18 protein-coding genes are annotated in these 21925 nt (G+C 72.1%); 3 read left to right on the forward strand and 15 right to left on the reverse strand.

From position 1 onward, the window contains the following. Positions 1-14 precede the first annotated feature (14 nt). The 5 genes from ACIGXO_RS08140 to rimP form a co-directional block, all read right to left on the reverse strand. Positions 15-311, reverse strand: coding sequence for a DUF503 domain-containing protein (locus ACIGXO_RS08140; protein ID WP_399782091.1), 297 nt, complete (start codon positions 309-311; stop codon positions 15-17). Between the two features lie 124 nt (positions 312-435). Then, positions 436-3507, reverse strand: a complete 3072-nt coding sequence (gene infB / locus ACIGXO_RS08145) for a translation initiation factor IF-2 (protein ID WP_399782094.1) — start codon at positions 3505-3507, stop codon at positions 436-438. A gap of 149 nt (positions 3508-3656) precedes the next feature. Continuing rightward, positions 3657-3935 (reverse strand): YlxR family protein, encoded by a 279-nt coding sequence (locus ACIGXO_RS08150; protein ID WP_399782097.1) that lies wholly within the window; start codon positions 3933-3935, stop codon positions 3657-3659. A 154-nt stretch (positions 3936-4089) separates the two neighbouring features. Next, positions 4090-5082: a transcription termination factor NusA gene (gene nusA / locus ACIGXO_RS08155; RefSeq protein ID WP_399782100.1), complete on the reverse strand. Its 993-nt coding sequence runs from the start codon at positions 5080-5082 to the stop codon at positions 4090-4092. Between the two features lie 2 nt (positions 5083-5084). After that, the gene (gene rimP / locus ACIGXO_RS08160; protein WP_399782103.1) at positions 5085-5615 is read right to left on the reverse strand and encodes a ribosome maturation factor RimP; all 531 of its coding nucleotides are present in this window, start codon (positions 5613-5615) and stop codon (positions 5085-5087) included. A 159-nt stretch (positions 5616-5774) separates the two neighbouring features. Between rimP and ACIGXO_RS08165 the strand changes: the two genes are divergently transcribed. The 3 genes from ACIGXO_RS08165 (at position 5775) to ACIGXO_RS08175 (ending at position 7837) form a co-directional block, all read left to right on the forward strand. Next, on the forward strand, positions 5775-6344 hold the full coding sequence (locus ACIGXO_RS08165; protein ID WP_399782105.1) for a hypothetical protein: 570 nt from the start codon (positions 5775-5777) through the stop codon (positions 6342-6344). Continuing rightward, entirely contained in the window at positions 6344-6841 is a 498-nt protein-coding gene (locus ACIGXO_RS08170; RefSeq protein WP_399782108.1) for a ferritin-like domain-containing protein, read from the forward strand. The genes ACIGXO_RS08165 and ACIGXO_RS08170 overlap by 1 nt, the downstream gene beginning before the upstream one ends. An 81-nt stretch (positions 6842-6922) precedes the next feature. Continuing rightward, on the forward strand, positions 6923-7837 hold the full coding sequence (locus tag ACIGXO_RS08175) for an aminoglycoside phosphotransferase family protein (protein WP_399782111.1): 915 nt from the start codon (positions 6923-6925) through the stop codon (positions 7835-7837). Positions 7838-7983: 146 nt separating this feature from the next. Here the strand turns inward: ACIGXO_RS08175 and ACIGXO_RS08180 are convergent, their stop codons facing one another. From ACIGXO_RS08180 to ACIGXO_RS08225, 10 genes are all read right to left on the reverse strand, one after another. Next, positions 7984-9684 carry a proline--tRNA ligase gene (locus tag ACIGXO_RS08180; RefSeq protein ID WP_399782113.1) on the reverse strand — a complete coding sequence of 567 codons (1701 nt, stop codon included), beginning with the start codon at positions 9682-9684 and terminating at the stop codon, positions 7984-7986. A gap of 180 nt (positions 9685-9864) precedes the next feature. Continuing rightward, on the reverse strand, positions 9865-10401 hold the full coding sequence (locus tag ACIGXO_RS08185) for a GNAT family N-acetyltransferase (RefSeq protein WP_399782115.1): 537 nt from the start codon (positions 10399-10401) through the stop codon (positions 9865-9867). 138 nt (positions 10402-10539) lie between these two features. Further along, complete coding sequence (locus tag ACIGXO_RS08190) at positions 10540-11382, reverse strand: GNAT family N-acetyltransferase (protein ID WP_399782117.1); 843 nt, start codon at positions 11380-11382, stop codon at positions 10540-10542. Positions 11383-11722: 340 nt separating this feature from the next. After that, a complete protein-coding gene (ispG, locus tag ACIGXO_RS08195; RefSeq protein WP_399782120.1) occupies positions 11723-12880 on the reverse strand; it encodes a flavodoxin-dependent (E)-4-hydroxy-3-methylbut-2-enyl-diphosphate synthase in 1158 nt (385 codons plus the stop codon). A gap of 173 nt (positions 12881-13053) precedes the next feature. Further along, the gene (locus tag ACIGXO_RS08200) at positions 13054-14358 is read right to left on the reverse strand and encodes a M50 family metallopeptidase (RefSeq protein WP_399782123.1); all 1305 of its coding nucleotides are present in this window, start codon (positions 14356-14358) and stop codon (positions 13054-13056) included. Beyond that, the gene (dxr, locus tag ACIGXO_RS08205; protein ID WP_399782126.1) at positions 14355-15620 is read right to left on the reverse strand and encodes a 1-deoxy-D-xylulose-5-phosphate reductoisomerase; all 1266 of its coding nucleotides are present in this window, start codon (positions 15618-15620) and stop codon (positions 14355-14357) included. The genes ACIGXO_RS08200 and dxr overlap by 4 nt, the downstream gene beginning before the upstream one ends. A gap of 414 nt (positions 15621-16034) precedes the next feature. Next, complete coding sequence (locus tag ACIGXO_RS08210; protein ID WP_399782129.1) at positions 16035-17954, reverse strand: acyl-CoA dehydrogenase family protein; 1920 nt, start codon at positions 17952-17954, stop codon at positions 16035-16037. Positions 17955-18149: 195 nt separating this feature from the next. Further along, positions 18150-18323, reverse strand: coding sequence for a 50S ribosomal protein L32 (rpmF, locus tag ACIGXO_RS08215; RefSeq protein ID WP_399782132.1), 174 nt, complete (start codon positions 18321-18323; stop codon positions 18150-18152). 177 nt (positions 18324-18500) lie between these two features. Beyond that, positions 18501-19961: an aldehyde dehydrogenase family protein gene (locus ACIGXO_RS08220; RefSeq protein ID WP_399782135.1), complete on the reverse strand. Its 1461-nt coding sequence runs from the start codon at positions 19959-19961 to the stop codon at positions 18501-18503. Between the two features lie 243 nt (positions 19962-20204). Beyond that, positions 20205-21845: a PucR family transcriptional regulator gene (locus ACIGXO_RS08225; protein WP_399782138.1), complete on the reverse strand. Its 1641-nt coding sequence runs from the start codon at positions 21843-21845 to the stop codon at positions 20205-20207. Between the last annotated feature and the right edge of the window lie 80 nt (positions 21846-21925).

A 21925-nucleotide genomic window follows, 5' to 3' on the forward strand; every position in this document is an offset into this window, starting at 1 on the left:
GGCAGGCCGGCGCGTCACTCGTCGTGGTCGCCGTGGAACCGCCGCCGTACCGACAGCAGCTCCACTTCGGGACGCGCGGCGACCAGTCGCTCGCAGCGGTCCAGTACGTCTGTGAGGTGCCCCGCGTCACCGGAGACCATCGCCAGGCCGATCGTGGCCCTGCGGTAGAGGTCCTGGTCGCCGACCTCCGCCACGCTGACCGCGTACTTGCGGTGCAGCTCGGCGACGATCGGACGGACGACGGAGCGCTTCTCCTTCAGCGACCGTACGTCGCCGAGGAGGAGGTCGAAGGACAGCGTCCCTACGTACATGCGGTTCGGGTATAGCCACCCGGGGGGCGTGAGGTGAACCGGTCAATGGAACGGTACACGCAACGGCCGGGGCCGATCGACGGAAATACCTCCGCCGACCGGCCCCGGGGTCGAGTGATGCAGATCAGCCGCGCGGCTTCTCGCGCATCTCGTACGTCGCGATGACGTCGTCGACCTTGATGTCGTTGAAGTTGCCGAGGTTGATACCGCCCTCGAACCCTTCGCGGATCTCGGTGACGTCGTCCTTGAAGCGGCGCAGACCCTCGATGTTGAGGTTCTCCGCGATGACCTTGCCGTCGCGGACCAGGCGCGCCTTGGTGTTGCGCTTGACCTCGCCGGACCGGATGAGGACACCGGCGATGTTGCCCAGCTTGGACGACTTGAAGACCTCGCGGATCTCCGCCGTGCCGAGCTCGACCTCCTCGTACTCCGGCTTCAGCATGCCCTTCAGGGCCGCCTCGATCTCCTCGATCGCCTGGTAGATGACCGAGTAGTACCGGACGTCGACGCCCTCGCGCTCGGCCATCTGCGTCGCGCGGCCTTCGGCGCGGACGTTGAAGCCGATGACGATCGCGTCGGAGCCGGACGCCAGGTTGATGTCGGACTCGGTGACCGCACCCACGCCGCGGTGCAGCACGCGGATGTCGACCTCCTCGCCCACGTCGAGCTGGAGCAGCGAGGACTCCAGGGCCTCGACCGAACCGGACGCGTCGCCCTTGATGATGAGGTTGAGCTGCTGGACCTCGCCGGCCTTGAGCACCTTGTCCAGGTCCTCGAGGGACACGCGACGGGTGCGCTTGGCGAAGGCGGCGTTGCGCTCGCGCGCCGCGCGCTTCTCGGCGATCTGACGCGCGGTGCGGTCCTCGTCGACAACCAGGAAGTTGTCGCCGGCGCCCGGCACGTTGGTCAGACCCAGCACCAGGACGGGGGTCGAGGGACCCGCTTCCTGGATGTTGTTGCCCTTGTCGTCGAGCATCGCGCGGACTCGGCCGTACGCGTCGCCGACCACCATCGTGTCGCCGACCCGCAGCGTGCCGCGCTGGACCAGCACGGTGGCCACGGCGCCGCGGCCGCGGTCGAGGTGGGCCTCGATCGCAATACCCTGCGCGTCCTGCTCGGCGTTGGCCCGCAGGTCGAGCGAGGCGTCCGCGGTGAGGACCACGGCCTCCAGCAGGTCCTCGATGTGCAGGCCCTGCTTGGCGGAGATGTCGACGAACATGGTGTCGCCGCCGTACTCCTCGGCCACCAGGCCGTACTCGGTCAGCTGACCGCGCACCTTGGTCGGGTCGGCACCCTCGACGTCGATCTTGTTGACCGCGACGACGATCGGCACGCCGGCCGCCTTGGCGTGGTTCAGCGCCTCGATCGTCTGCGGCATGACGCCGTCGTTGGCCGCCACCACGAGGATCGCGATGTCGGTCGACTTCGCACCACGGGCACGCATGGCGGTGAACGCCTCGTGACCCGGGGTGTCGATGAAGGTGATCCGGCGCTCTTCCTCGTTGACCTCGGTCGCGACCTGGTACGCACCGATGTGCTGCGTGATGCCGCCGGCCTCGCCCGCGATGACGTTCGTCTTGCGGATCGCGTCCAGCAGGCGGGTCTTACCGTGGTCGACGTGACCCATGACGGTGACCACCGGGGGCCGCGGGAGGAGCATCTCCTCGCCGCCCTCGTTCTCGCCGAACTCGATGTCGAAGGACTCGAGAAGCTCGCGGTCCTCCTCCTCCGGGCTGACGATCTCGACGACGTAGTTCATCTCGTCGGCGAGCAGCTGCAGCGTCTCGTCGGAGACCGACTGGGTCGCGGTGACCATCTCACCCAGGTTCAGCATGACCTGGACGAGGGACGCCGGGTTGGCGTTGATCTTCTCCGCGAAGTCCGTCAGCGAGGCACCGCGCGACAGGCGAACCGTCGCACCGTTGCCGCGCGGCAGCATGATGCCGCCGACCGACGGGGCCTGCATGGCCTCGTACTCCTGACGCCGCTGCCGCTTCGACTTGCGACCGCGACGCGCGGGACCGCCGGGACGGCCGAAGGCGCCCTGCGTGCCACCACGGCCACCGGGACCGCCGGGACGGCCACCGAAGCCGGGACGGCCGCCGAAGCCGCCGCCGCCCGGACGGCCGGGAGCGCCGCCGCCACCACCGGGACGGCCGGCGAAACCGCCGCCACCGCCACCGGGACGACCGGCGAAGCCGCCGCCGCCACCGGGACGGCCGCCGCCGCCCGGACGACCGCCGCCGCCGGGACCACGGCCACCGCCGGGGCCGCCGCCGGGACGCGGGCCGGCAGCCGGACGCTGCGGCATCATGCCCGGGTTCGGACGGGCGCCGCCGCCGGGACGGGGACCGCCCTGGCCTGCGCCGCCGCCCTGCGGACGGGGCATGCCGCCCGGAGTCGGACGGTTACCACCGGGAGCCTGGGGACGGGGACCGCCCTGGCCGGCACCCTGCGGGCGCGGGGCGCCGCCGGGGCCGCCCTGACCGCCGGGGCGCGGCGCGCCACCGGGACGGGGAGCCTGCGGACGGGCCATGCCCGTGGAGCCGCCGGAGGTGAAGGGGTTGTTGCCCGGACGCGGGCCCTGGGGGCGGTTGCCGCCGGGGCGCGGAGCACCCTGACGGTCACCACCGGGACGCGGGCCGCGGTCGCCGCGGCCCTGGCCGCGGTCCTGACGCTCCTGGCCGGGGCCGGGACGGCCCGGACGCGGACCGGGGGCGGCACCGCCGGGCTTGGGGGCCTGCGGCGCGGCGGCCGGCGGAGCCTGGAACTCGGGCTGCGCGGGCGCGGCCGGAGCGGGCTTGGGAGCCGGCTTCGGGCCGGGCGTGGGGCGCGGGCCCGGAGCGGGCGCCGCGGGAGAGGACGGGGTGCTGCTCTTGGGCGCCTCGGGGGCGGCCGGAGCCGCGGGGCCCGGCTTGGGGGCACCCGGCTTCGGGGCAGCAGGACGGGCCGCCTGCGCCGGAGAGGGCGCGGACGGCTTGGCGGGCGCAGACTTGCGCGGCGCCGAGGGCTTGCCAGAGGCACGGCCGTTGCCGTTGCCTGCCTGGAAAGCGTCGGTCAGCTTTCGAACAACCGGCGCCTCGATCGTCGAGGACGCCGAACGGACGAATTCACCAAGTTCTTGGAGCTTGGCCATGACGACCTTGCTCTCAACACCGAACTCCTTGGCGAGTTCGTATACCCGGACCTTAGCCACTTCGCTCCTTCTAGGTCCGGGTTGTCCACCGGACCGTCGCTACTTCATGGGCGTACTCATCGCGTACTCATCGAGTGCTCATCGCAATCTCGACCTACTTCCGACTCGCGAGGTACCTGACCGCACGGTTTTCCGTGCGACGTGCTGTCTTACGGTGTTGCCTGCTCGACGTACTGGCGCAAGGCCGTGGTGTCGAGCGGTCCCGGCCCTCTGAAGGCCCTGGGGAACGCCCGGCGGCGGACCGCCAGATCGAAACAGACCAGTGTGGGGTGCACGTAAGCACCCCGGCCGGGCAGCGTACCGCGAGGATCGGGGGTGCACTCACCATCGATCACCACGATGCGCAGCAAATCGCCCTTGGCCGCTCGCTCCCGGCATCCCACACAGGTTCGCTCAGGGCATGCGCGGGCATGCGTCCGGCCAGACACTGCTTAAGTCTACCTCCCCGTAGCGGCCTCACCCCTATGGGGTAAGGACCGAACGGCTGCTCATATTCCTACGTGGCTGACAATCGACGGTGGCCGACAACCGGCCGTAGTCGGAACGTGACGCCGGAGGCACCGGCCGCCGGCGTCCGTGACGTCAGTCCCGCGGGTCCGGGGCCTCGGTGTCCGGGCGGATGTCGATGCGCCAGCCGGTGAGCCGGGCGGCGAGCCGGGCGTTCTGCCCCTCCTTGCCGATGGCCAGTGACAGCTGGTAATCGGGGACGGTGACCCGCGCGGAGCGCGCGGCCAGGTCCACGATCTCGACCTTGGAGACCCGCGCCGGTGACAGCGCGTGCGCGACCAGGTCGGCCGGGTCGTCCGACCAGTCGACGATGTCGATCTTCTCGCCGTTCAGCTCGGCCATGACGTTGCGGACGCGGCCGCCCATCGGACCGATGCAGGCACCCTTGGCGTTCAGCCCCGACCGGGTCGAACGCACCGCGATCTTCGTACGGTGACCGGCCTCACGGGCGATGGCGGAGATCTCCACCGAGCCGTCCGCGATCTCCGGGACCTCCAGCGCGAAGAGCTTCTTCACCAGGTTCGGGTGGGTGCGCGAAAGGGTGACCGACGGGCCGCGGACGCCCTTGACGACGCGGACGACGTACGAGCGCAGCCGCGTGCCGTGCTTGTAGTCCTCGCCGGGGACCTGCTCCTGCACCGGCAGGATGGCCTCCAGCTTGCCGATGTCGACCAGGACGTTCTTGGGGTCCTTGCCCTGCTGGACCACGCCGGTGACGACGTCGCCCTCGCGCCCGGCGTACTCGCCGAACGTCAGATCCTCCTCGGCGTCCCGCAGCCGCTGCAGGATGACCTGCTTGGCCGTGGTCGCCGCGATCCGGCCGAAACCCGACGGTGTGTCGTCGAACTCGCGGGCCTCCTGGCCCTCCTCGAGATCGGCCGGGTCCTCCTTCGCCCACACGGTCACATGGCCCGTGTTGCGGTCCAGCTGCACGCGCGCGTGGCGGCGGCTGCCCTCGGTGCGGTGGTACGCGATGAGGAGGGCCGACTCGATGGCCTCCACCAGCAGGTCGAAGGAGATTTCCTTCTCCCGCACCAAACCCCGCAGGGCGCTCATGTCGATGTCCACGGCTACGCCTCCTCCTGGCTCTCGTCGTCGGTGTCGCCCGCGGCGGGAGCCGGAGCGGTCTTGCGGTTGAACTCGATCTCCACGCGCGCCTTGGCGATCTCGCTGAAGGCGACCCGGCGGGCGGTGGGCTTGCGCCCCTTCACGCCCGGCACTTCGAGGTCCAGGCCCTCGTCGTCGACGGTGATGATCCGGGCGACGAGCTCGCCGCCCTCGTGCAGCTGGGCCTTGATCAGGCGGCCGACGGCGCGGCGGTAGTGCCGCAGCTCGGTCAGCGGACGGTCGGCGCCCGGCGAGGTGACCTCAAGGGTGTACGGGGCGCCGCCCATGGCGTCGGAGTCGTCGAGGGCCTGGGAGACCTCACGGCTGAGGTCGGCGCACTCGTCCAGCTGCACGCCTGCGTCGGAGTCGACCACGATCCTCAGCACACGCCGCTTGCCCGCGGGGGTCACCTCGATCTCTTCCAGATCCAGGTCTCGCGCGGCGACCAGCGGTTCAAGCAGTCCGCGCAGCCTCTCGCTCTGGGTGGTGCTCATCCGGGTGACTCCTCGGCCGCGTGTGCTGTTGTGGGATGGTCGCGTGTCTGGCCAAAGCCTATCTGTTCCGGCGGGGTACTGACGATTCCGTGCGCGGGCGCGGTTACGCTCGCCTGCGATGATCACCGGATCACCACCGCAGCCCCCGGGAAGAGGACAGTGCCGCAGCCTGGAACGCACACGAGGAGAAGCATCCTGCTGACCGGCGCCGCGCTCGGAAGCGCGGCGCTGCTCACCGGCTGCTCCGAGCAGTCCCCCGCGTCCGACAACATGGACAGCGCGGCCGGCCGGTCCCTGCTCGAAAAAGGTGCCCGGGACAGCGGCACCCTGCTGGCCCGCTACGACGCGACGCTGACCGCGCACCCGGCGCTGGAGAAGCGGGTGCGCCCGCTGCGGGACCAAGTCGCCGCGCACATCGCGGCATTCGACGCTCCCGAGGCCACCGGCACCCCGTCCGGCACGCCCTCCCCGACCGCGTCGCCGTCCCGTACGCAAGGGAAGCAGCCGCGCGCCCCGAAGGTGCCCGGCAGCGCGCGGCAGGCACTCGCCGCGCTGGCCGACGCCGAGCGCGAGACGGCCGACCGGCGCACCGCGGCCCTCGTCGGCGCCCCGCCGGAGGTCGCCCGGCTGCTCGCCTCGGTCGCGGCGGCCGGCGCCGCGCACGCCTACGTACTCGACTCGCACGGCAAGGACGGCGGGACGGACGAGAAGGACGGGAAGAACGCCTGATGCCGGCGGAGAAGCACGAGAACACCGAGCGGGCCGCCGAACTGAAGGCCCTGCAGAACGCGCTGGCCGCCGAGCACGCCGCGCTCTACGGCTACGGCGTGGTGGGCGCCCGCGTCGACGACGGACGGCGCGCAGAGGCGCAGGACGGCTACGACGCCCATCGTGCGCGCCGGGACGAGCTGAGCCGCCGGGTGGTGGCGCTCGGCGGCAAACCCAAGGCCGCCGCGGCGGCGTACGCACTGCCCTTCCCCGTGCCCGACGCGGCCGCCGCCGTCCGGCTCGCGGCCGAACTGGAGGACCGGGTGGCCGGGGCGTACGCGGACCTCGTACGCGCCTCGTCGGGTGCCCGGCGGCGCGCCGCGGCCGGATCGCTCCGGGAGGCAGCGGTGCGTGCGGTGCGCTGGCGCGGCAGCGGCGTAGCCTTCCCTGGGCTCGCCGAACGGACCACGGCCGGCGGCCCGTCGCCCACCGCGACCGGATCCGCCGACGCGCTCTGAGCGCACGGCGGCCACCGGCCCGGACGGCCGCAGGCCCCGCCGGCCACCCCGGCACCGCCGACGAAAGGGACAGCTCCAAGCATGGCAACGGCACCCATCGAACCGCCGAGACGATTGGTGCGCGCGATCGGCGACGACCCCGCGAGCCCCGCGCGCGCCTGGCTGGACACACTGCCGGACCGCGTGGCGGAGCAGCTGGCGGCCTGGGAACTCACCCTGGAACGAGTGCACGAGCCCGGCGGGCGCACCAGCCTCCTCGTCCTCGTCACCCAGCGGGACGGCACGCCGGCCGCGCTGAAGTTCCCGCTCCCCGGACAGCCGGGCGCGGAGGCCGAGGCGGCGGCGCTGACGCGCTGGGACGGCTGGGGCGCGGTACGGCTGCTGCGCGCCGACTTGGACAACGGCGCGCTCCTGCTGGAGCGCCTGCGCGGCGCGGTGTCACTGCGCTCGCTCCCCGAGGCGAAGGCGCTGCTGGAGGCGGCGGGCACGGTCCGCCGCCTCTGGGTCTCGCCCCCGGAACAGCACCCCTTCGAGACGCTGGCCGACCGCACGGAGGCCGCCGTGGCGGCACTGCGGGCCGGGGCCGCGGACGTCCCCTCGGCCGCCCCGCTGGTCGACGAGGCCACGGAGCTGCGCCGCGCGCTGCCCGCCGACGCACCCGAAGAAGTACTCCTGCACGGCGCGTTCCGCCAGGGCAAGGTACTGGCCGGCCACCGCACGCCGTGGCTCGCGGTCGGGCCGCGACCGGTCATCGGGGAACGCGCGTACGACCTCGTCGGGCTGGTCCTGGACCGCATGGAAGACCTCGCGGCCGGCACGGGCGCCGCCGCCGCGGCCCGCCGCCGGGTCGCCAAACTGGCCGACTCCCTGGACGTCGACCGCGACCGCCTGCGCGGCTGGGTCCTGGTGGGCGCGGTGGAGGGGGGCCTCCGGGCCCTTGCGACGGGCGACCGGGCCCGGGGCGAACTGCTGCTGGAGTTCGGGACCTGGCTGTAGAGCCGACCCTGGCGGGCGAGGACGTACGTCCGCCCAAAACAAGCCCGTCCGGCGCTTGAGGACGAGCGGCCGGCAGGCCGCGATACACGGGACGAGGGGGCGCCCCCGCACCTCGCAGCGCGGGCCCGCCCCCTCGGAAAGACGCGCTACGCGCTCAGGCGCGCAACCGCCTCCTCGACCGTCACCTCTTCGCGCTCGCCCGTCTTCCGGTCCTTGATCTCGACGACGCCCTCCGCGGCACGACGGCCGGCGACGACGATCGTCGGCACACCGAGCAGCTCCGCGTCGGTGAACTTCACGCCCGGGGAGACCCCGGCCCGGTCGTCGACGAGCACGCGCAGCCCCGCCGCGCCCAGCTTGTCTCCGACCTCCAGCGCCAGCTCCGTCTGCTTGGCCTTGCCCGCCGCGACGACGTGCACGTCCGCCGGGGCGACCTCGCGCGGCCAGCACAGGCCGGACTCGTCGTGGGTCTGCTCGGCGAGCGCCGCCACCGCGCGGGAGACGCCGATGCCGTACGAACCCATCGTCACCCGCACCGGCTTGCCGTTCTGGCCGAGTACGTCCAGCTCGAACGCGTCGGCGTACTTGCGGCCCAGCTGGAAGATGTGGCCGATTTCGATCGCCCGGTCGATGACCAGCCCGGCACCGCACTTGGGGCACGGGTCACCCGGCTCGACGACGACCACGTCGAGGTAGTCGTCCACCTCGAAGTCGCGGCCCGCGACGACGTTCCGCGCGTGCTTGCCGTCCTTGTTGGCGCCGGTGATCCAGGAGGTACCGGGGGCCACGCGCGGGTCGGCGATGTACTTGAAGGACTTGCCGGCCAGGCCCTGCGGGCCGATGTAGCCGCGCACCAGGTCCTCGCGGCCGACGAAGTCCTCGGCGGTGACGACCTCGACGACGGCCGGCGCCAGGTGCTCACCGAGCTTGCCCAGGTCGACCTCGCGGTCACCGGGGACGCCCACCGCGACGATCTCGCCGTCCACCTTGACCAGCAGGTTCTTCAGCGTGGCGGAGGCCGGGACGTCCAGGTACTCGGCGAGCGCCTCGATGGTCGGGGTGTCGGGGGTGTCCAGCTCCTCGATCTCCCCGACGCCGGAGGCGTCCACGGGGTCGACCTTGGCGGTGACGGCCTCGGTGTTCGCCGCGTAGTCGCACTGCGGGCAGTCGACGAAGGTGTCCTCACCGGCCGCAGCGGGCGCGAGGAACTCCTCGGACGCCGAGCCGCCCATCGCACCCGAAACGGCCGAAACGATGCGGTAGTCCAGGCCGAGGCGCGCGAAGATCTTCTGGTACGCCTCGCGGTGCAGCGCGTACGACTGCGCCAGCCCCTCGTCCGTGGTGTCGAAGCTGTACGAATCCTTCATCTGGAACTCGCGGCCACGCAGCACGCCGGAACGGGGGCGCGCCTCGTCCCGGTACTTCGTCTGGATCTGGTACAGCATGACCGGCAGGTCCTTGTAGGACGTGCACTGGTCCTTGACCGTGAGGGTGAAGATCTCCTCATGGGTGGGGCCGAGGAGGTAGTCGGCGCCCTTGCGGTCCTGCAGGCGGAAGAGCAGGTCGCCGTACTCCTCCCAGCGGTTGCTCGCCTCGTACGGCTCCTTGGGGAGCAGCGCGGGGAGCAGGACCTCCTGGGCGCCGATGGCGTCCATCTCCTCGCGCACCACGCGCGAGACGTTCTCCAGCACCTTCTTGCCCAGCGGCAGCCAGGTCCAGATGCCGGCGGAGGTGCGGCGGACGTACCCGGCGCGGACGAGCAGCTTGTGGCTGGCGGTCTCGGCGTCGGCCGGGTCGTCGCGCAGCGTCTTGATCATCAATCGGGACATGCGCTGGACCTGGGCCATGGTGATTCTCCTGCGTAAGAAAGGTGACTGGAGCGAGGTTATCGGGCGGGACCTCGCCCACGGAAATGGGTTCGCCTCGCCGGGGGCGGTTCCGCACGCCTGCGTCTGCCCCGAGGGACGGCCTCGCGGCTGCCGCGCCGTCGTGGTCGATCGCGCAGTTCCCCGCGCCCCTGACGGGGCTCAGCCCCGCTTCAGAGGGAGAGGCGCGCCCATCACCGCGTACGGCGCGGGCGCACTCGGGAAGATCACGCGGCGGGCGAGGTCCTGGTAACCGAGCGAGCGGTACAGCGCGCGGGCCGGGCTCTCGGTGTCGATCGCGGACAGGATGCTGCGCGGGTACGGCGCCTCGTCGGTGATGCGTGTGATCAGCGCCCGTCCGATGCCGCGCTTCTGGTACGCGGGGTGGACGTGCAGCTCGGTGATGACGAAGGAGTCGTCCAGCCAGAAGTCCAGGCCGATGCTGCGCAGATACGGCTCGACGACGCTGGACCACCAGTGGGAGCGGTCGTTGGGCAGGCCGTACACGAAGCCGGCCAGCCGCCCCTCGGGCGTGGTGGCGCCCAGGGCGCGGGCCCCGGGGGTGGTGAGGTGGCGCAGCACGATGTGGCGCCGTACGCCGATCTCGTCGTCGGTCAGGCCGAAGGCGAGCGCCTGTACGGCCAGCGCTTCGTCCACGCGGGCAGCGAGGTCGAGCGGGCCGACCACGACGTCATCCATGGTCGGGAGCGTACACAGCGCGAGCGGTGAACACGATCGGTCCGGGCAGCGGGGCCGGGAGTGGCCGGAGCGGCAGGGGACGGCCCGAACGTTGCGGCGCCGCTGACCGGCGGCTCCGGTCGGAACGGCACGCGCACTTCAGAACAGCACGCTCATGAACGCGCCGACTTCTTCGAAGCCGACCCGGCGGTAGGCGGCCCGCGCCGCGGTGTTGAAGTCGTTCACGTACAGGCTGACGATGGGCGCGACGTCGGCGAGGGCGTAGCGCAGTACGGCCGCCATGCCGGTCTCGGACAGTCCCTTGCCGCGGTACTCGGGCGCGACCCAGACGCCCTGGATCTGGCAGGCGCGCAGGGTGGCGGCGCCGATCTCGGCCTTGAAGACGACCCGGCCGTTCTCCACGCGGGCGAACGAGCGGCCCGCGCCGACCAGCTCGGCGACCCTGGCCTGGTAGAGCAGCCCGCCGTCGCCGGCCAGCGGCGAGATGCCGACCTCCTCGGTGAACATGGCCACGCACGCGGGCATGATCAGGTCCATCTCGTCCTTGCGGATGCGCCGGACGTACGGGTCGGGGGCGATCTCGGCGGCGGGCTGGGTGGTGACCATCAGCGGCTGGTGCGCGCGGACCTCGCGGGCGGGCCCCCAGGCGGGCTCCAGCAGCGACCACAGTTCGGCGGTGGGGGCCGCGGGGCCGACGATGGAGGAGCAGCGGCGGCCCTGGCGGCGGGCGCGCTCGGCGAAGGCGCGTACGGCGTCGGGGGTGGCGCAGACGGGGACGAGGTTGGCGCCGGCGTAGCAGAGGGATTCCAGCCGGCCGTTCTCGTACCAGCCCCACATCTCGCCGCCGAGGCGCCAGGGGTCGAGCCCGGCGACCTGGACCCGGGCGGCGACGAAAGCGTTGGCCACCGGGTCGCGGTCGAGGACCGCGAGGGCGTCGTCGAGTTCCCCGGGCTCCAGGACCTTGGTGGTGGTCGTCAGCACGTGTCGGATTGCCTCACCGTGACGGGGCCGGGGCCGTAAGAGAGCAGGTCCAGGCACGATACCTCGCGTGCACGCGATGCGCCCCCCGCCCGGCTCGGAGAGCGCGGGCGGGGGGCGCGTTGTCGTATGCCGCGCGGTTGTCCACAGGGAGCGCGTCGCGTGGGCGGCGGTTGTCCACAGGGGGCGCGAGGGGGTGGGGGCGGGGGCTAGGTTCGGGGGTAGTGCGGTGGGGGTGGGGGAGGGGCCTCGCACCGGGTGGTGGGGAGAGGGAGGGGCCCTGCCAGGTACGTGTACGAGAGCTCAGCGAAAGCTCGGCCGGCCCCCAGCCCCCCAGCCCCCCTCAGCCCGCCACAGCCACCGAAGGCTCCCCCGACTCCACCCCGTCCTTCTCCATCTGCTCAGCGATCTTCATCGCTTCCTCGATGAGGGTCTCCACGATCTTCGACTCCGGGACGGTCTTGATGACCTCGCCCTTGACGAAGATCTGCCCCTTGCCGTTGCCGGAGGCGACACCCAGGTCGGCCTCGCGCGCCTCGCCCGGACCATTCACCACACAGCCCATGACGGCCACCCGCAGTGGCACCTCCATGCCGTCCAGCCCCGCGGTGACCTCTTCGGCCAGCTTGTACACATCCACCTGCGCACGCCCGCACGACGGGCAGGAGACGATCTCCAGGCGGCGCTGCCGCAGGTTCAGCGACTCCAGGATGGAGATACCGACCTTGACCTCCTCCGCCGGCGGCGCGGAGAGCGAGACGCGGATCGTGTCGCCGATGCCCTCGGACAGCAGCGCGCCGAAGGCGACGGCGGACTTGATGGTGCCCTGGAAGGCCGGACCCGCCTCGGTCACGCCCAGGTGCAGCGGGTAGTCGCACTGCGCGGCCAGCTGCCGGTAGGCATTGACCATGACCACCGGGTCGTTGTGCTTCACCGAGATCTTGATGTCGCGGAAGCCGTGCTCCTCGAAGAGGCTCGCCTCCCACAGCGCCGACTCCACCAGCGCCTCGGGGGTGGCCTTGCCGTACTTCTGCAGCAGGCGGCGGTCCAGGGAGCCCGCGTTCACGCCGATGCGGATCGGGGTGCCGGCGTCGTTGGCCGCCTTGGCGATCTCCTTGACCTTGTCGTCGAACTGCTTGATGTTGCCCGGGTTCACCCGGACCGCCGCGCAGCCCGCGTCGATCGCCGCGAACACGTACTTCGGCTGGAAGTGAATATCGGCGATCACCGGGATCCCCGACTTCTTCGCGATCACCGGCAGCGCGTCCGCGTCGTCCTGCGTCGGGCACGCCACCCGCACGATCTGGCAGCCCGAAGCCGTCAGCTCCGCGATCTGCTGCAGCGTCGCCCCGATGTCCGCGGTCCGCGTCGTCGTCATCGACTGCACGGAGACGGGCGCGTCGCCACCGACGGCCACGGGTCCGACGTGGATTTTGCGGCTGACACGGCGGTCGGCGAGCTTGGTCGGAACGTCCGGCATTCCCAGCGCAATGGCAGTCATCTGACGAGCTTCCCCAAGGTGTGATCAAGGACCCGAGATCGGCGGGCTCCGTGGCCGAGGTTACGTCACGGGCCTTGCCGGAGGCACATCGCGCAGGTTTACACCGCCCGAAAGGACGGTTGCCGGACACCCGTACGTGTTCGTACGAGTGCCCGGCGTTCCGGAAAGGGTTTTCAGCCCGTCAGCCGTACCGGATTCACCACGTCCGCGACCAGCACCAGCAGCGTGAAGCAGATGAAGATGCCGGCGACGACGTAGGCGACCGGCATGAGCTTCGCCACGTCGAAGGGGCCGGGGTCGGGGCGCCGGAAGACCTTGGCGAAGGCGCGGCGCAGCGACTCCCACAGGGCGCCCGCGATGTGCCCGCCGTCCAGCGGCAGCAGCGGCAGCATGTTGAAGAGGAAGAGCGAGAGGTTGAACCCGGCGACCAGGAAGAGCATGGTCGCGACCCGCTGGGACGGCGGGATGTCCAGCGAGAAGACCTCGCCGCCGACGCGCGCGGCGCCCACGACGCCCATCGGCGAGTCCTGCTTGCGCTCGCCGCCGTTGAACGCGGCGTTCCACAGGTCGGGGACCTTGCCGGGCAGCGCGATCAGCGAGTCGACGCCCTGCGTGACCATGTTGCCCATGCGGTCGACGGACTGGCCGAAGTCCTGCCGGACGATGCCGCTGGCGGGTGTGAAGCCGAGGAAGCCGGCGGTGACGTACTGGTCGGCGACGTATCCGCCGTGGCCGTCGGTCTTGGCGACCTTGTTCTTGATCAGGTCGGCGTGCAGCACCTTCCGCGCGCCGTCCCGCTCGATGGTGATCGTCGCGGGTCCGGTGGTGTCGCGGATGGCCTGCTGAAGGGCGTTCCAGTCGGGCATCGGACGCCCGTCGAAGCTGACGATCCGGTCGCCGGCCCGCAGCCCCGCCGCCTTGGCCGGGGAGTCCTTGGCGTCGGACGGGCACTTGTCGGTCTTGGCGGAGGCGGCGATGACGCAGTCCGAGACCGAGCCGACCTGGGTGGTCTGGGTGTTGATGCCAAAGCCCATCAGGACGCTCATGAAGATCACGACCGCGAGGATCAGGTTCATGAACGGCCCGGCGAACATCACGATGACGCGCTTCCAGGGCTTGCGGGTGTAGAACAGCCGCTTCTCGTCCCCCTCCTGCAGCTCTTCGAAGGCGGCCGAGCGGGCGTCCTCGATCATGCCGCGCCAGGGCGAGGTGGAGCGGGCCGAGAGCTTCCCGTCGTCGCCGGGCGGGAACATCCCGATCATGCGGATGTAGCCGCCGGCGGGGATGGCCTTGATGCCGTACTCGGTGTCGCCCTTGCGGCGGGAGAAGAGCGTCGGTCCGAACCCGACCATGTACTGCGGCACGCGGATGCCGAACATCTTCGCCGTCGAGAGGTGTCCCAGCTCGTGCCAGGCGATCGAGAAGAGCAGGCCGACGACGAAGACGACGATGCCGAGGATGGTCATCCAGGTCGTCATGCGCGGGCCTCCGATGGTGTACGTGCCGCTCGGGCGGCCAGTTCGCGGGCGCGGGCGCGCGCCCAGGTCTCCGCTTCCAGTACGTCCGGGAGGGTCAGGGAGGTTCCCGGCGCGGGCGTGCCGTGCTCGGCGACGACTTCGGCGACCGTATCGACAATTCCTGTGAACGGCAGCCCGCCGTTCAAAAATGCGTCCACGCACTCCTCGTTGGCGGCGTTGAAGACGGCGGGCGCTGTACCCCCGAGGGCGCCGACGTGGCAGGCGAGCGGTACGGAGGGGAAGGCGTCCTGGTCCAGCGGGAAGAACTCCCAGGTGTGGGCCTTCGTCCAGTCGATGCCGGGCGCCGCGTCCGGTACCCGGTCCGGCCAGCCGATCCCGAGCGCGATCGGCATGCGCATGTCGGGCGGGCTGGCCTGGGCGAGGGTGGAGCCGTCGGTGAACTCCACCATGGAGTGGATGTAGGACTGCGGGTGGACCACGACCTCGATGCGCTCGAACGGCACGTCGTACAGCAGGTGGGCCTCGATGACCTCCAGGCCCTTGTTGACCAGGGTCGCGGAGTTGATCGTGATGACCGGGCCCATGGCCCAGGTGGGGTGCGCGAGCGCCTGCTCGGGGGTGACGGCGGCGAGCTCGGCCTTGCTGCGGCCGCGGAAGGGGCCGCCGGAGGCGGTGACGACGAGCTTGCGCACTTCTTCGCGGCGGCCGCCCATCAGGCCCTGGAAGAGCGCGGAGTGCTCGGAGTCGACGGGGACGATCTGGCCGGGCTTCGCGAGCGCCTTGACCAGCGGGCCGCCGACGATCAGCGACTCCTTGTTGGCGAGCGCGAGGGAGGCGCCGCTCTCCAGGGCCGCGAGGGTGGGCGCGAGGCCGATGGAGCCGGTGATGCCGTTCAGTACGGTGTGGCACTTGGTGGCGGCGAGCCGGGTGGCGGCGTCGGGTCCGGCCAGGATCTCCGGCAGCGGCTCGCCCGTTCCGTACTGCGCCGACAGCGCCTCGCGCAGCGCGGGTACGACGTCCTCGCGGGCCACCGCGACCGTGCCGACGCGCAGCTGCCGCGCCTGCTCGGCGAGGAGCGCGACCCGGCCGCCGGCGGCGGACAGGCCGGTGACGCGGAAGCGGTCCGGGTTGCGCAGGACGAGATCGATCGCCTGGGTGCCGATGGAGCCGGTGGAACCGAGGATCACGATGTCGCGTGGCTCGCCGGGTGCGGTGGCCGGCGGGTCGAAACGCAGGTGCGGATGGGCGAGGGATTCCGTCATGGGCACCATTGTGGCCGGTCACGTCCGGAGTGCGGACACCAGCTCGCAGGAGATCCGGCCGGACGGGGGCGCCGGGAGGCACGCCGGGTGGTGCGCGCGCCCGGCCCGCCGGCCGGCGGGTACCGGAGGCGCCCGGGAGATTCGCTGGTCACGGAGCGGAGACGGCCACACTCCACTGGACTGACCGGGCGGCGGGCGCGGTACAGAGGCGGGCACGGGCCGTACGGGCGCGGTACAGAGGCCGGCGCGGGCCGTACGGGCGCGGAACAGAGGCCGGCGAGGGCCGTACGGGCGCGGAACAGAGGCCGGCGAGGGCGGGCGTAGTACGGGCCGGTCCCCTGCTCGCGAGGACCGGCCCGTCCCCCGTCCGTCACCGGACGGATCCGCCCGTCACCGGATCCGCCGGTGCACGTCTCACCTGATGCGCCGGTGCACGTTCTCCCTCCTCGCGGGCCCCGGTGTGGCGTCCGCGATCCACGGGCCGTCGCCGCTGGGGTCGATGACGCCCTCCTCCAGCCAGGTGTACGTACCGGTCAGCACCCCGGCCACGACCTTGCGGTCCAGGTCGTCGGTGTTGGTCCACAGCCGTGCGAAGAGCTCCTCGACGCGGATCCGGGCCTGCCGGCAGAACACGTCGGCGAGCTGGTGCGCCTCGCGGCCGTGTTCGCCGGTGGCCTTCAGGTGCTCGGCCCGTACGCACGCGGCGCTCATCGCGAAGAGCTCCGCGCCGATGTCCACGATCCGCCCGAGGAAGCCCTGCTTGGTCTCCATCCGGCCCTGCCAGCGCGACATCGCGTAGAACGTGCTGCGCGCGAGCTTGCGTGAGGTCCGTTCGACGAACCGCAGGTGGGTGGCCAGCTCGCCGAACTCCGCGTACGTACCGGGCACCTGGCCGGGCCCGGCGACCAGCTTGGGCAGCCAGCGGGCGTAGAAGCCGCCCGCCCGCGCCGCGGCCTTCCCCTTGTCCCCGAGCGACTTCTCGGGGTCGATGAGGTCGCCGGCGACGGACAGGTGGGCGTCCACCGCCTCGCGGGCGATGAGCAGGTGCATGATCTCCGTGGAGCCCTCGAAGATCCGGTTGATGCGCATGTCGCGCAGTACCTGTTCGGCGGGGACGGCCCGTTCGCCGCGGGCCGCGAGCGACTCGGCGGTCTCGAAGCCGCGGCCGCCGCGGATCTGGACCAGCTCGTCCGCCATCAGCCAGCCCATCTCCGAGCCGTACAGCTTGGCGAGAGCCGCTTCGATGCGGATGTCGTTGCGGTCCTCGTCGGCCATCTGCGAGGAGAGGTCGACGACGGCCTCCAGGGCGAAGGTGGTGGCCGCGATGAAGGAGATCTTGCCGCCGACCGCCTCGTGCTGGGCGACCGGCTTGCCCCACTGCTCGCGCGCGGCGGACCACTCGCGGGCGATCTTCAGGCACCACTTGCCGACGCCCACGCACATGGCGGGCAGCGACAGCCGTCCGGTGTTCAGCGTGGTCAGCGCGATCTTCAGGCCCGCGCCCTCGGGCCCTATGCGGTTGGCGGCGGGCACCCGTACCTGGTGGAAGCGGGTGACGCCGTTCTCGAGGCCGCGCAGGCCCATGAAGGCGTTGCGGTTCTCCACCGTGATGCCGTCCGAGCCCGCCTCGACGACGAAGGCGGTGATCCCGCCCTTGTGTCCCTCGGACTTCGGGACCCGTGCCATCACCACGAGCAGGTCGGCGACGACCCCGTTGGTCGTCCACAGCTTCACGCCGTCCAGTACGTACTCGTCCCCGTCCGGTACGGCCATGGTGGCCAGCCGGGCCGGGTCCGAACCTACGTCCGGTTCGGTGAGCAGGAACGCGGAGATGTCCGTACGGGCGAGGCGCGGCAGGAACTGGTCCTTCTGCTCCTGTGTGCCGAACAGTTTCAGCGGCTGCGGTACGCCGATCGACTGGTGCGCGGAGAGCAGCGCGCCGATCGCGGGGCTGGCGGAACCGACCAGCGCCAGCGCCTTGTTGTAGTACACCTGGGTGAGGCCCAGGCCACCGTACTTGGTGTCGATCTTCATGCCGAGCGCGCCGATCTCCTTGAGACCGGCGATGGTCTCGTCGGGGATCTGCGCCTCGCGCTCGATGCGCGCACCGTCGATCTTCGTCTCGCAGAAGTCGCGGAGCTTGGCGAGGAATTCCTCGCCACGCTGGACCGCTTCCGCGGCAGGGGTGGGATGCGGGTGTATGAGGTCGAGCCGAAAACGCCCCAGGAACAGCTCCTTGGCGAAGCTGGGCTTGCGCCAGTCCTGTTCACGGGCCGCCTCGGCGACCTGCCGGGCTTCGCGTTCGGAGACGTTGCGGGTGGATGGAGCGGTCATGAGGAGGGTCACCTCACCGCGGAGTCGGGTCCCGTACCGGTCCGCCGGGTTGGCTACCGGTCAGTTCGCCTGCCCGGATTGGCTACCGGTCAGTGCTACTTGTGAGTCTGTACCCGATCCGCACGACTTGCACCAGCCTTCGCGCACACGGACGCACGGCTGTGACCTCAGACCCGCCGTCCGGCTCCCCCGCCGTCAGTCCCGCGGCGGGTCGATCAGCCCGCGCTGGTACGCCTTCACGAGACGGCGCGGCACGGTGTACTGGCTGCCGTCGACGGTGATCGGCACCAGGTCCGGCTGCGCGGCCTTCCAGTTGGAGCGGCGGTGGCGGGTGTTGGAGCGGGACATCTTCCGCTTGGGGACGGCCATGACGTTCCTCCTGTGGGCAGGGGTGCGGTACGGCCGCCAGCTTACCTGAAAATGATTCCCATGTTTACGGAGGGGGCGGAGACCGCATCTGTCCCTGAAAAAACCGGAGGGCCGGGGCGTACCCGAATATGCGCCCCGGCCCCTGCTGTCCAGTTGTCCGGCCTGTAGCCGGAAGCGTCAGAGTTCCAGCCCGGTCATCACCATCACTCGCTCGTAGGTGTAGTCGTCCATCGCGTAGCGGACGCCCTCGCGGCCCACACCGGACTGCTTGGCGCCGCCGTACGGCATCTGGTCGGCGCGGTACGACGGCACGTCGCCGATGATCACGCCGCCCACCTCCAGCACCTTGTGGGCGCGGAAGGCGGTCTGCAGGTCGTGGGTGAACACGCCTGCCTGGAGGCCGTACTTGGAGCTGTTGACGGCGGCGAAGGCCGCCTCCTCACCATCCACCTTCTGGACGGAGAGAACCGGTCCGAAGACCTCCTCGCACGCGAGGGTGGTGCCCTCGGGGAGGTCGGCCAGCACGGTCGGCGCGTACGTCGCGCCCTCGCGCTTGCCGCCGGCCAGCAGCTGGGCGCCGGCCTGCACGGCCTCGTCGACCCAGGACTCCACGCGCTTGGCGGCGTCCTCGCTCACCAGCGGGCCGACCTCGGTCGCGGGGTCCGTCGGGTCGCCGGTGACCTGCGCCTCGACGCACTCGACGATCTTCGGCAGCAGCCGGTCGTACACGGACGCGTCGGCGATCACGCGCTGCACGGAGATGCAGGACTGGCCGCCCTGGTAGTTGGAGAAGGTGGCGATGCGCTGCGCCGCCCAGTCCAGGTCCGCCTCGGAGGCGTAGTCGGCGAGGATCACGGCCGCGCCGTTGCCGCCGAGCTCCAGGGTGCAGTGCTTGCGCGGCACCGAGTCCATGATCGCGTAGCCGACCTTCTCCGAACCGGTGAAGGAGATCACCGGCAGCCGCTCGTCCTGGACGAGGGCGGGCATCCGGTCGTTCGGCACCGGGAGGATGCTCCAGGAGCCGGCCGGCAGGTCGGTCTCGGCCAGCAGCTCGCCGAGGATCAGGCCGGAGAGCGGGGTGGCCGGGGCGGGCTTGAGGATGATCGGGACGCCGGCGGCGATCGCCGGGGCGACCTTGTGGGCGCTCAGGTTGAGCGGGAAGTTGAACGGCGCGATGCCGAGCACGGTGCCCTTCGGGACCCGGCGGATCAGCGCGAGGCGGCCCGCGCCGCCGCCGTCGGTGTCCAGGCGCATGGCCTCGCCGGCGTTGAAGCGGCGGGCCTCCTCGGCGGCGAACCGGAAGACCGACACGGCGCGGCCGACCTCGCCGCGCGCCCACTTGATCGGCTTGCCGTTCTCCGCGGAGATCAGCTGGGCGATCTCCTCCGTACGCTCGACCAGGCGCTTGGTGACGTGGTCCAGCGCGGCGGCGCGCACGTGCGCGGGGGTGGCGGCGAACTCGGCCTGGACCGCGACGGATGCGGCCACGGCCTCCTCGACCTGCTCCTCGGTGGGCACGCTCACGGTGCCGACGGTGCGGCCGTCCCAGGGCGAGGTGACCTCGAAGGTCTCCGCGCCGGTAGCGGCCCGGCCGGCGAGCCAGAAAGCCGTGGTGGCTGCGTCATTACGGTTCGGCACAGTGGATACCGGCCCTTCTCGGTGGCGTGGTGCGTGGCGTGCCGGTCGGTGCGCGCGGCGGCTGCCTGCCGCGTCCGACCTCGGTCGCCCTTCCGGACGGGATCCACGGTAGGGCGGCGCTCCCGGACCGGTGTTTGTCCGGGACGTACTACTACGCGGGCGCGATCCGCCGGATTGGCGAGTGCGGGGCCGGTGGGGCGGGTCCGGGGGCGTGGTGACCGGGTCTCCGGCGCCCCGGTGTGGTTACCGGGCGTCCGGGGACAGGGTGGTGGCCTTCAGGGCCAGCCACAGTTCCATCCGTACGTCCGGGTCGTCCAGCGAGCGGCCGAGGATCTCCTCGACGCGGCGCATCCGGTAGCGCAGCGTGTGCCGGTGCACTCCGAGGTCGGCGGCGGCCGCGTCCCACTGGCCGTGCCGGGACAGCCATGCGCGCAGCGAGGCGACGAGGTCGCCGCGGCCGGTCGCGTCGTGGTCGTGCAGCGCCCGCAGCATCCCGTCGGCGAAGGCGCGCACCGCGTCGTCCGCGAGCAGCGGCAGTACGGAGCCGGCCGCCACGTCCTCGTGCTCGACCAGGGCGCGCGCCCGCCGCCTGGCCACCGACAGCGCCTGCTCGGCCTGGCGGTGCGCGGTCGCCGCGGCGGCCGGTCCGGACGGCGCGGAGAGGCCGACGGCCAGGCCCGGAGTGCCGCGCGCCGCGTCGGTGCCGGTCGCGCCCTTGCGCGGGCCCGCGGCGGTACCGGCGCGGGCCTCCAGCGCGGCGGCGTGCGCGGCGCACGCCTCCATGGCGGCGCCGCCGTCCGCCGCGAGCACGGTCAGCCGGGTGCCGTCCGGGACCGCGAGGACCGCCTCGCCGCTGCGCGCCGCCGCCGACTCCAGCGCGTCGGCCAGCGCGTCCAGCGCGCTCTGCGCGTCCTCGGCGGACCGCTCCTCGCCGCCGGTCACCGGCTCGGCCACCAGTACCCGGAACGGCGCGTCCAGCAGCCCGCCGTACAGCCGCCCGGCCACCGCGCGCGCGTGGTCCGGCTCGCCGGCCAGCAGCATCCGCAGCACCGCGGCGCCGAGCCGCTGCTCGGCGTCCTGCAGCGCGCGGGACCGCTCGGTGGTCAGGGTCAGCAGGGCGACGGCGGAGTGCACGGCGTACCGCTCGGCGGTGCCCAGCGGGGCGCCCGTGCCGACCGCGAGGACGCCGCGCGCCCGGCGCCCCGTGCCCAGCGACTGCAGCTCGACCCGGTCGTCGCCCTCGGTGTCCGCCACGACCGAGCTGGCGGGGGCCGGCCGCTCCCGCAGCTTCGCGATGTCGCCGGTGAGGCGCGCGGCGCGGCGGGCCGCCCAGTCGGGGGCCGCGGCGACGACCGCGCCGGAGGCGTCGTACAGCGCGGCCCAGCCCTTGAGGTGCGCGGCGAGCCGGGCGAGCAGCTCCGCCGGGCCCTCGGCGCTCAGCGCCGCCCTTGTCAGCTCCCGCTGCGCCTCGAAGCCCTCGGTCACCGCCCGGTACTGGTCGGCGGCGACGGCCGCCGAGACGGCCTTGCTGATCGCCACGAACGGCGTCCGGCGCGGCACCGCCAGCAGCGGGAAGTCCTCCTCGCGGGCCGCGGTGAGCAGCGCCTCGGGCACGTCCTCGTAGTTCACGCCGACGGCGAAGCCCAGGCCGACCACGCCGGCGCCCGCGATCCGCCGCACGTACCGCCGGGCGACCTCCGGATCCTCCGCGTCCAGCTTGAGCGCAGTGATCAGCAGGAGCTCGCCGCCCTCCATGTACGGCACCGGATCGATCAGCTCGCTCACGTGCGCCCAGCGGACCGGCGTGTCCAGCCGGTCCTCGCCCGCGAGCACGGTCAGCTTGAGCGCGGAGTGGTGGGCGAGGGAGGCGAGGGTGTGAGGCATGGGACCTTCGATGCGCGTGAGGCGTGTGGCGGGGGTTTTCTCCGTCCCGTATGAACGGCCCTCACCGATTCTGCCTCAGC

The sequence above is a fragment of the Streptomyces sp. NPDC053542 genome (assembly GCF_044544685.1).
Taxonomy (GTDB): Bacteria; Actinomycetota; Actinomycetes; order Streptomycetales; family Streptomycetaceae; genus Streptomyces.

Bases quoted from the DNA above. Each gene is read 5' to 3' on its own strand.
- ACIGXO_RS08140 (WP_399782091.1), bottom strand. From the start codon at position 311: ATGTACGTAGGGACGCTGTCCTTCGACCTCCTCCTCGGCGACGTACGG.
- rimP (WP_399782103.1), bottom strand. From the start codon at position 5,615: ATGAGCACCACCCAGAGCGAGAGGCTGCGCGGACTGCTTGAACCGCTG.
- ACIGXO_RS08170 (WP_399782108.1), top strand. From the start codon at position 6,344: ATGCCGGCGGAGAAGCACGAGAACACCGAGCGGGCCGCCGAACTGAAG.
- ACIGXO_RS08175 (WP_399782111.1), top strand. From the start codon at position 6,923: ATGGCAACGGCACCCATCGAACCGCCGAGACGATTGGTGCGCGCGATC.
- ACIGXO_RS08180 (WP_399782113.1), bottom strand. From the start codon at position 9,684: ATGGCCCAGGTCCAGCGCATGTCCCGATTGATGATCAAGACGCTGCGC.
- ACIGXO_RS08185 (WP_399782115.1), bottom strand. From the start codon at position 10,401: ATGGATGACGTCGTGGTCGGCCCGCTCGACCTCGCTGCCCGCGTGGAC.
- ispG (WP_399782120.1), bottom strand. From the start codon at position 12,880: ATGACTGCCATTGCGCTGGGAATGCCGGACGTTCCGACCAAGCTCGCC.
- ACIGXO_RS08200 (WP_399782123.1), bottom strand. From the start codon at position 14,358: ATGACGACCTGGATGACCATCCTCGGCATCGTCGTCTTCGTCGTCGGC.
- dxr (WP_399782126.1), bottom strand. From the start codon at position 15,620: ATGACGGAATCCCTCGCCCATCCGCACCTGCGTTTCGACCCGCCGGCC.
- ACIGXO_RS08210 (WP_399782129.1), bottom strand. From the start codon at position 17,954: ATGACCGCTCCATCCACCCGCAACGTCTCCGAACGCGAAGCCCGGCAG.
- rpmF (WP_399782132.1), bottom strand. From the start codon at position 18,323: ATGGCCGTCCCCAAGCGGAAGATGTCCCGCTCCAACACCCGCCACCGC.
- ACIGXO_RS08225 (WP_399782138.1), bottom strand. From the start codon at position 21,845: ATGCCTCACACCCTCGCCTCCCTCGCCCACCACTCCGCGCTCAAGCTG.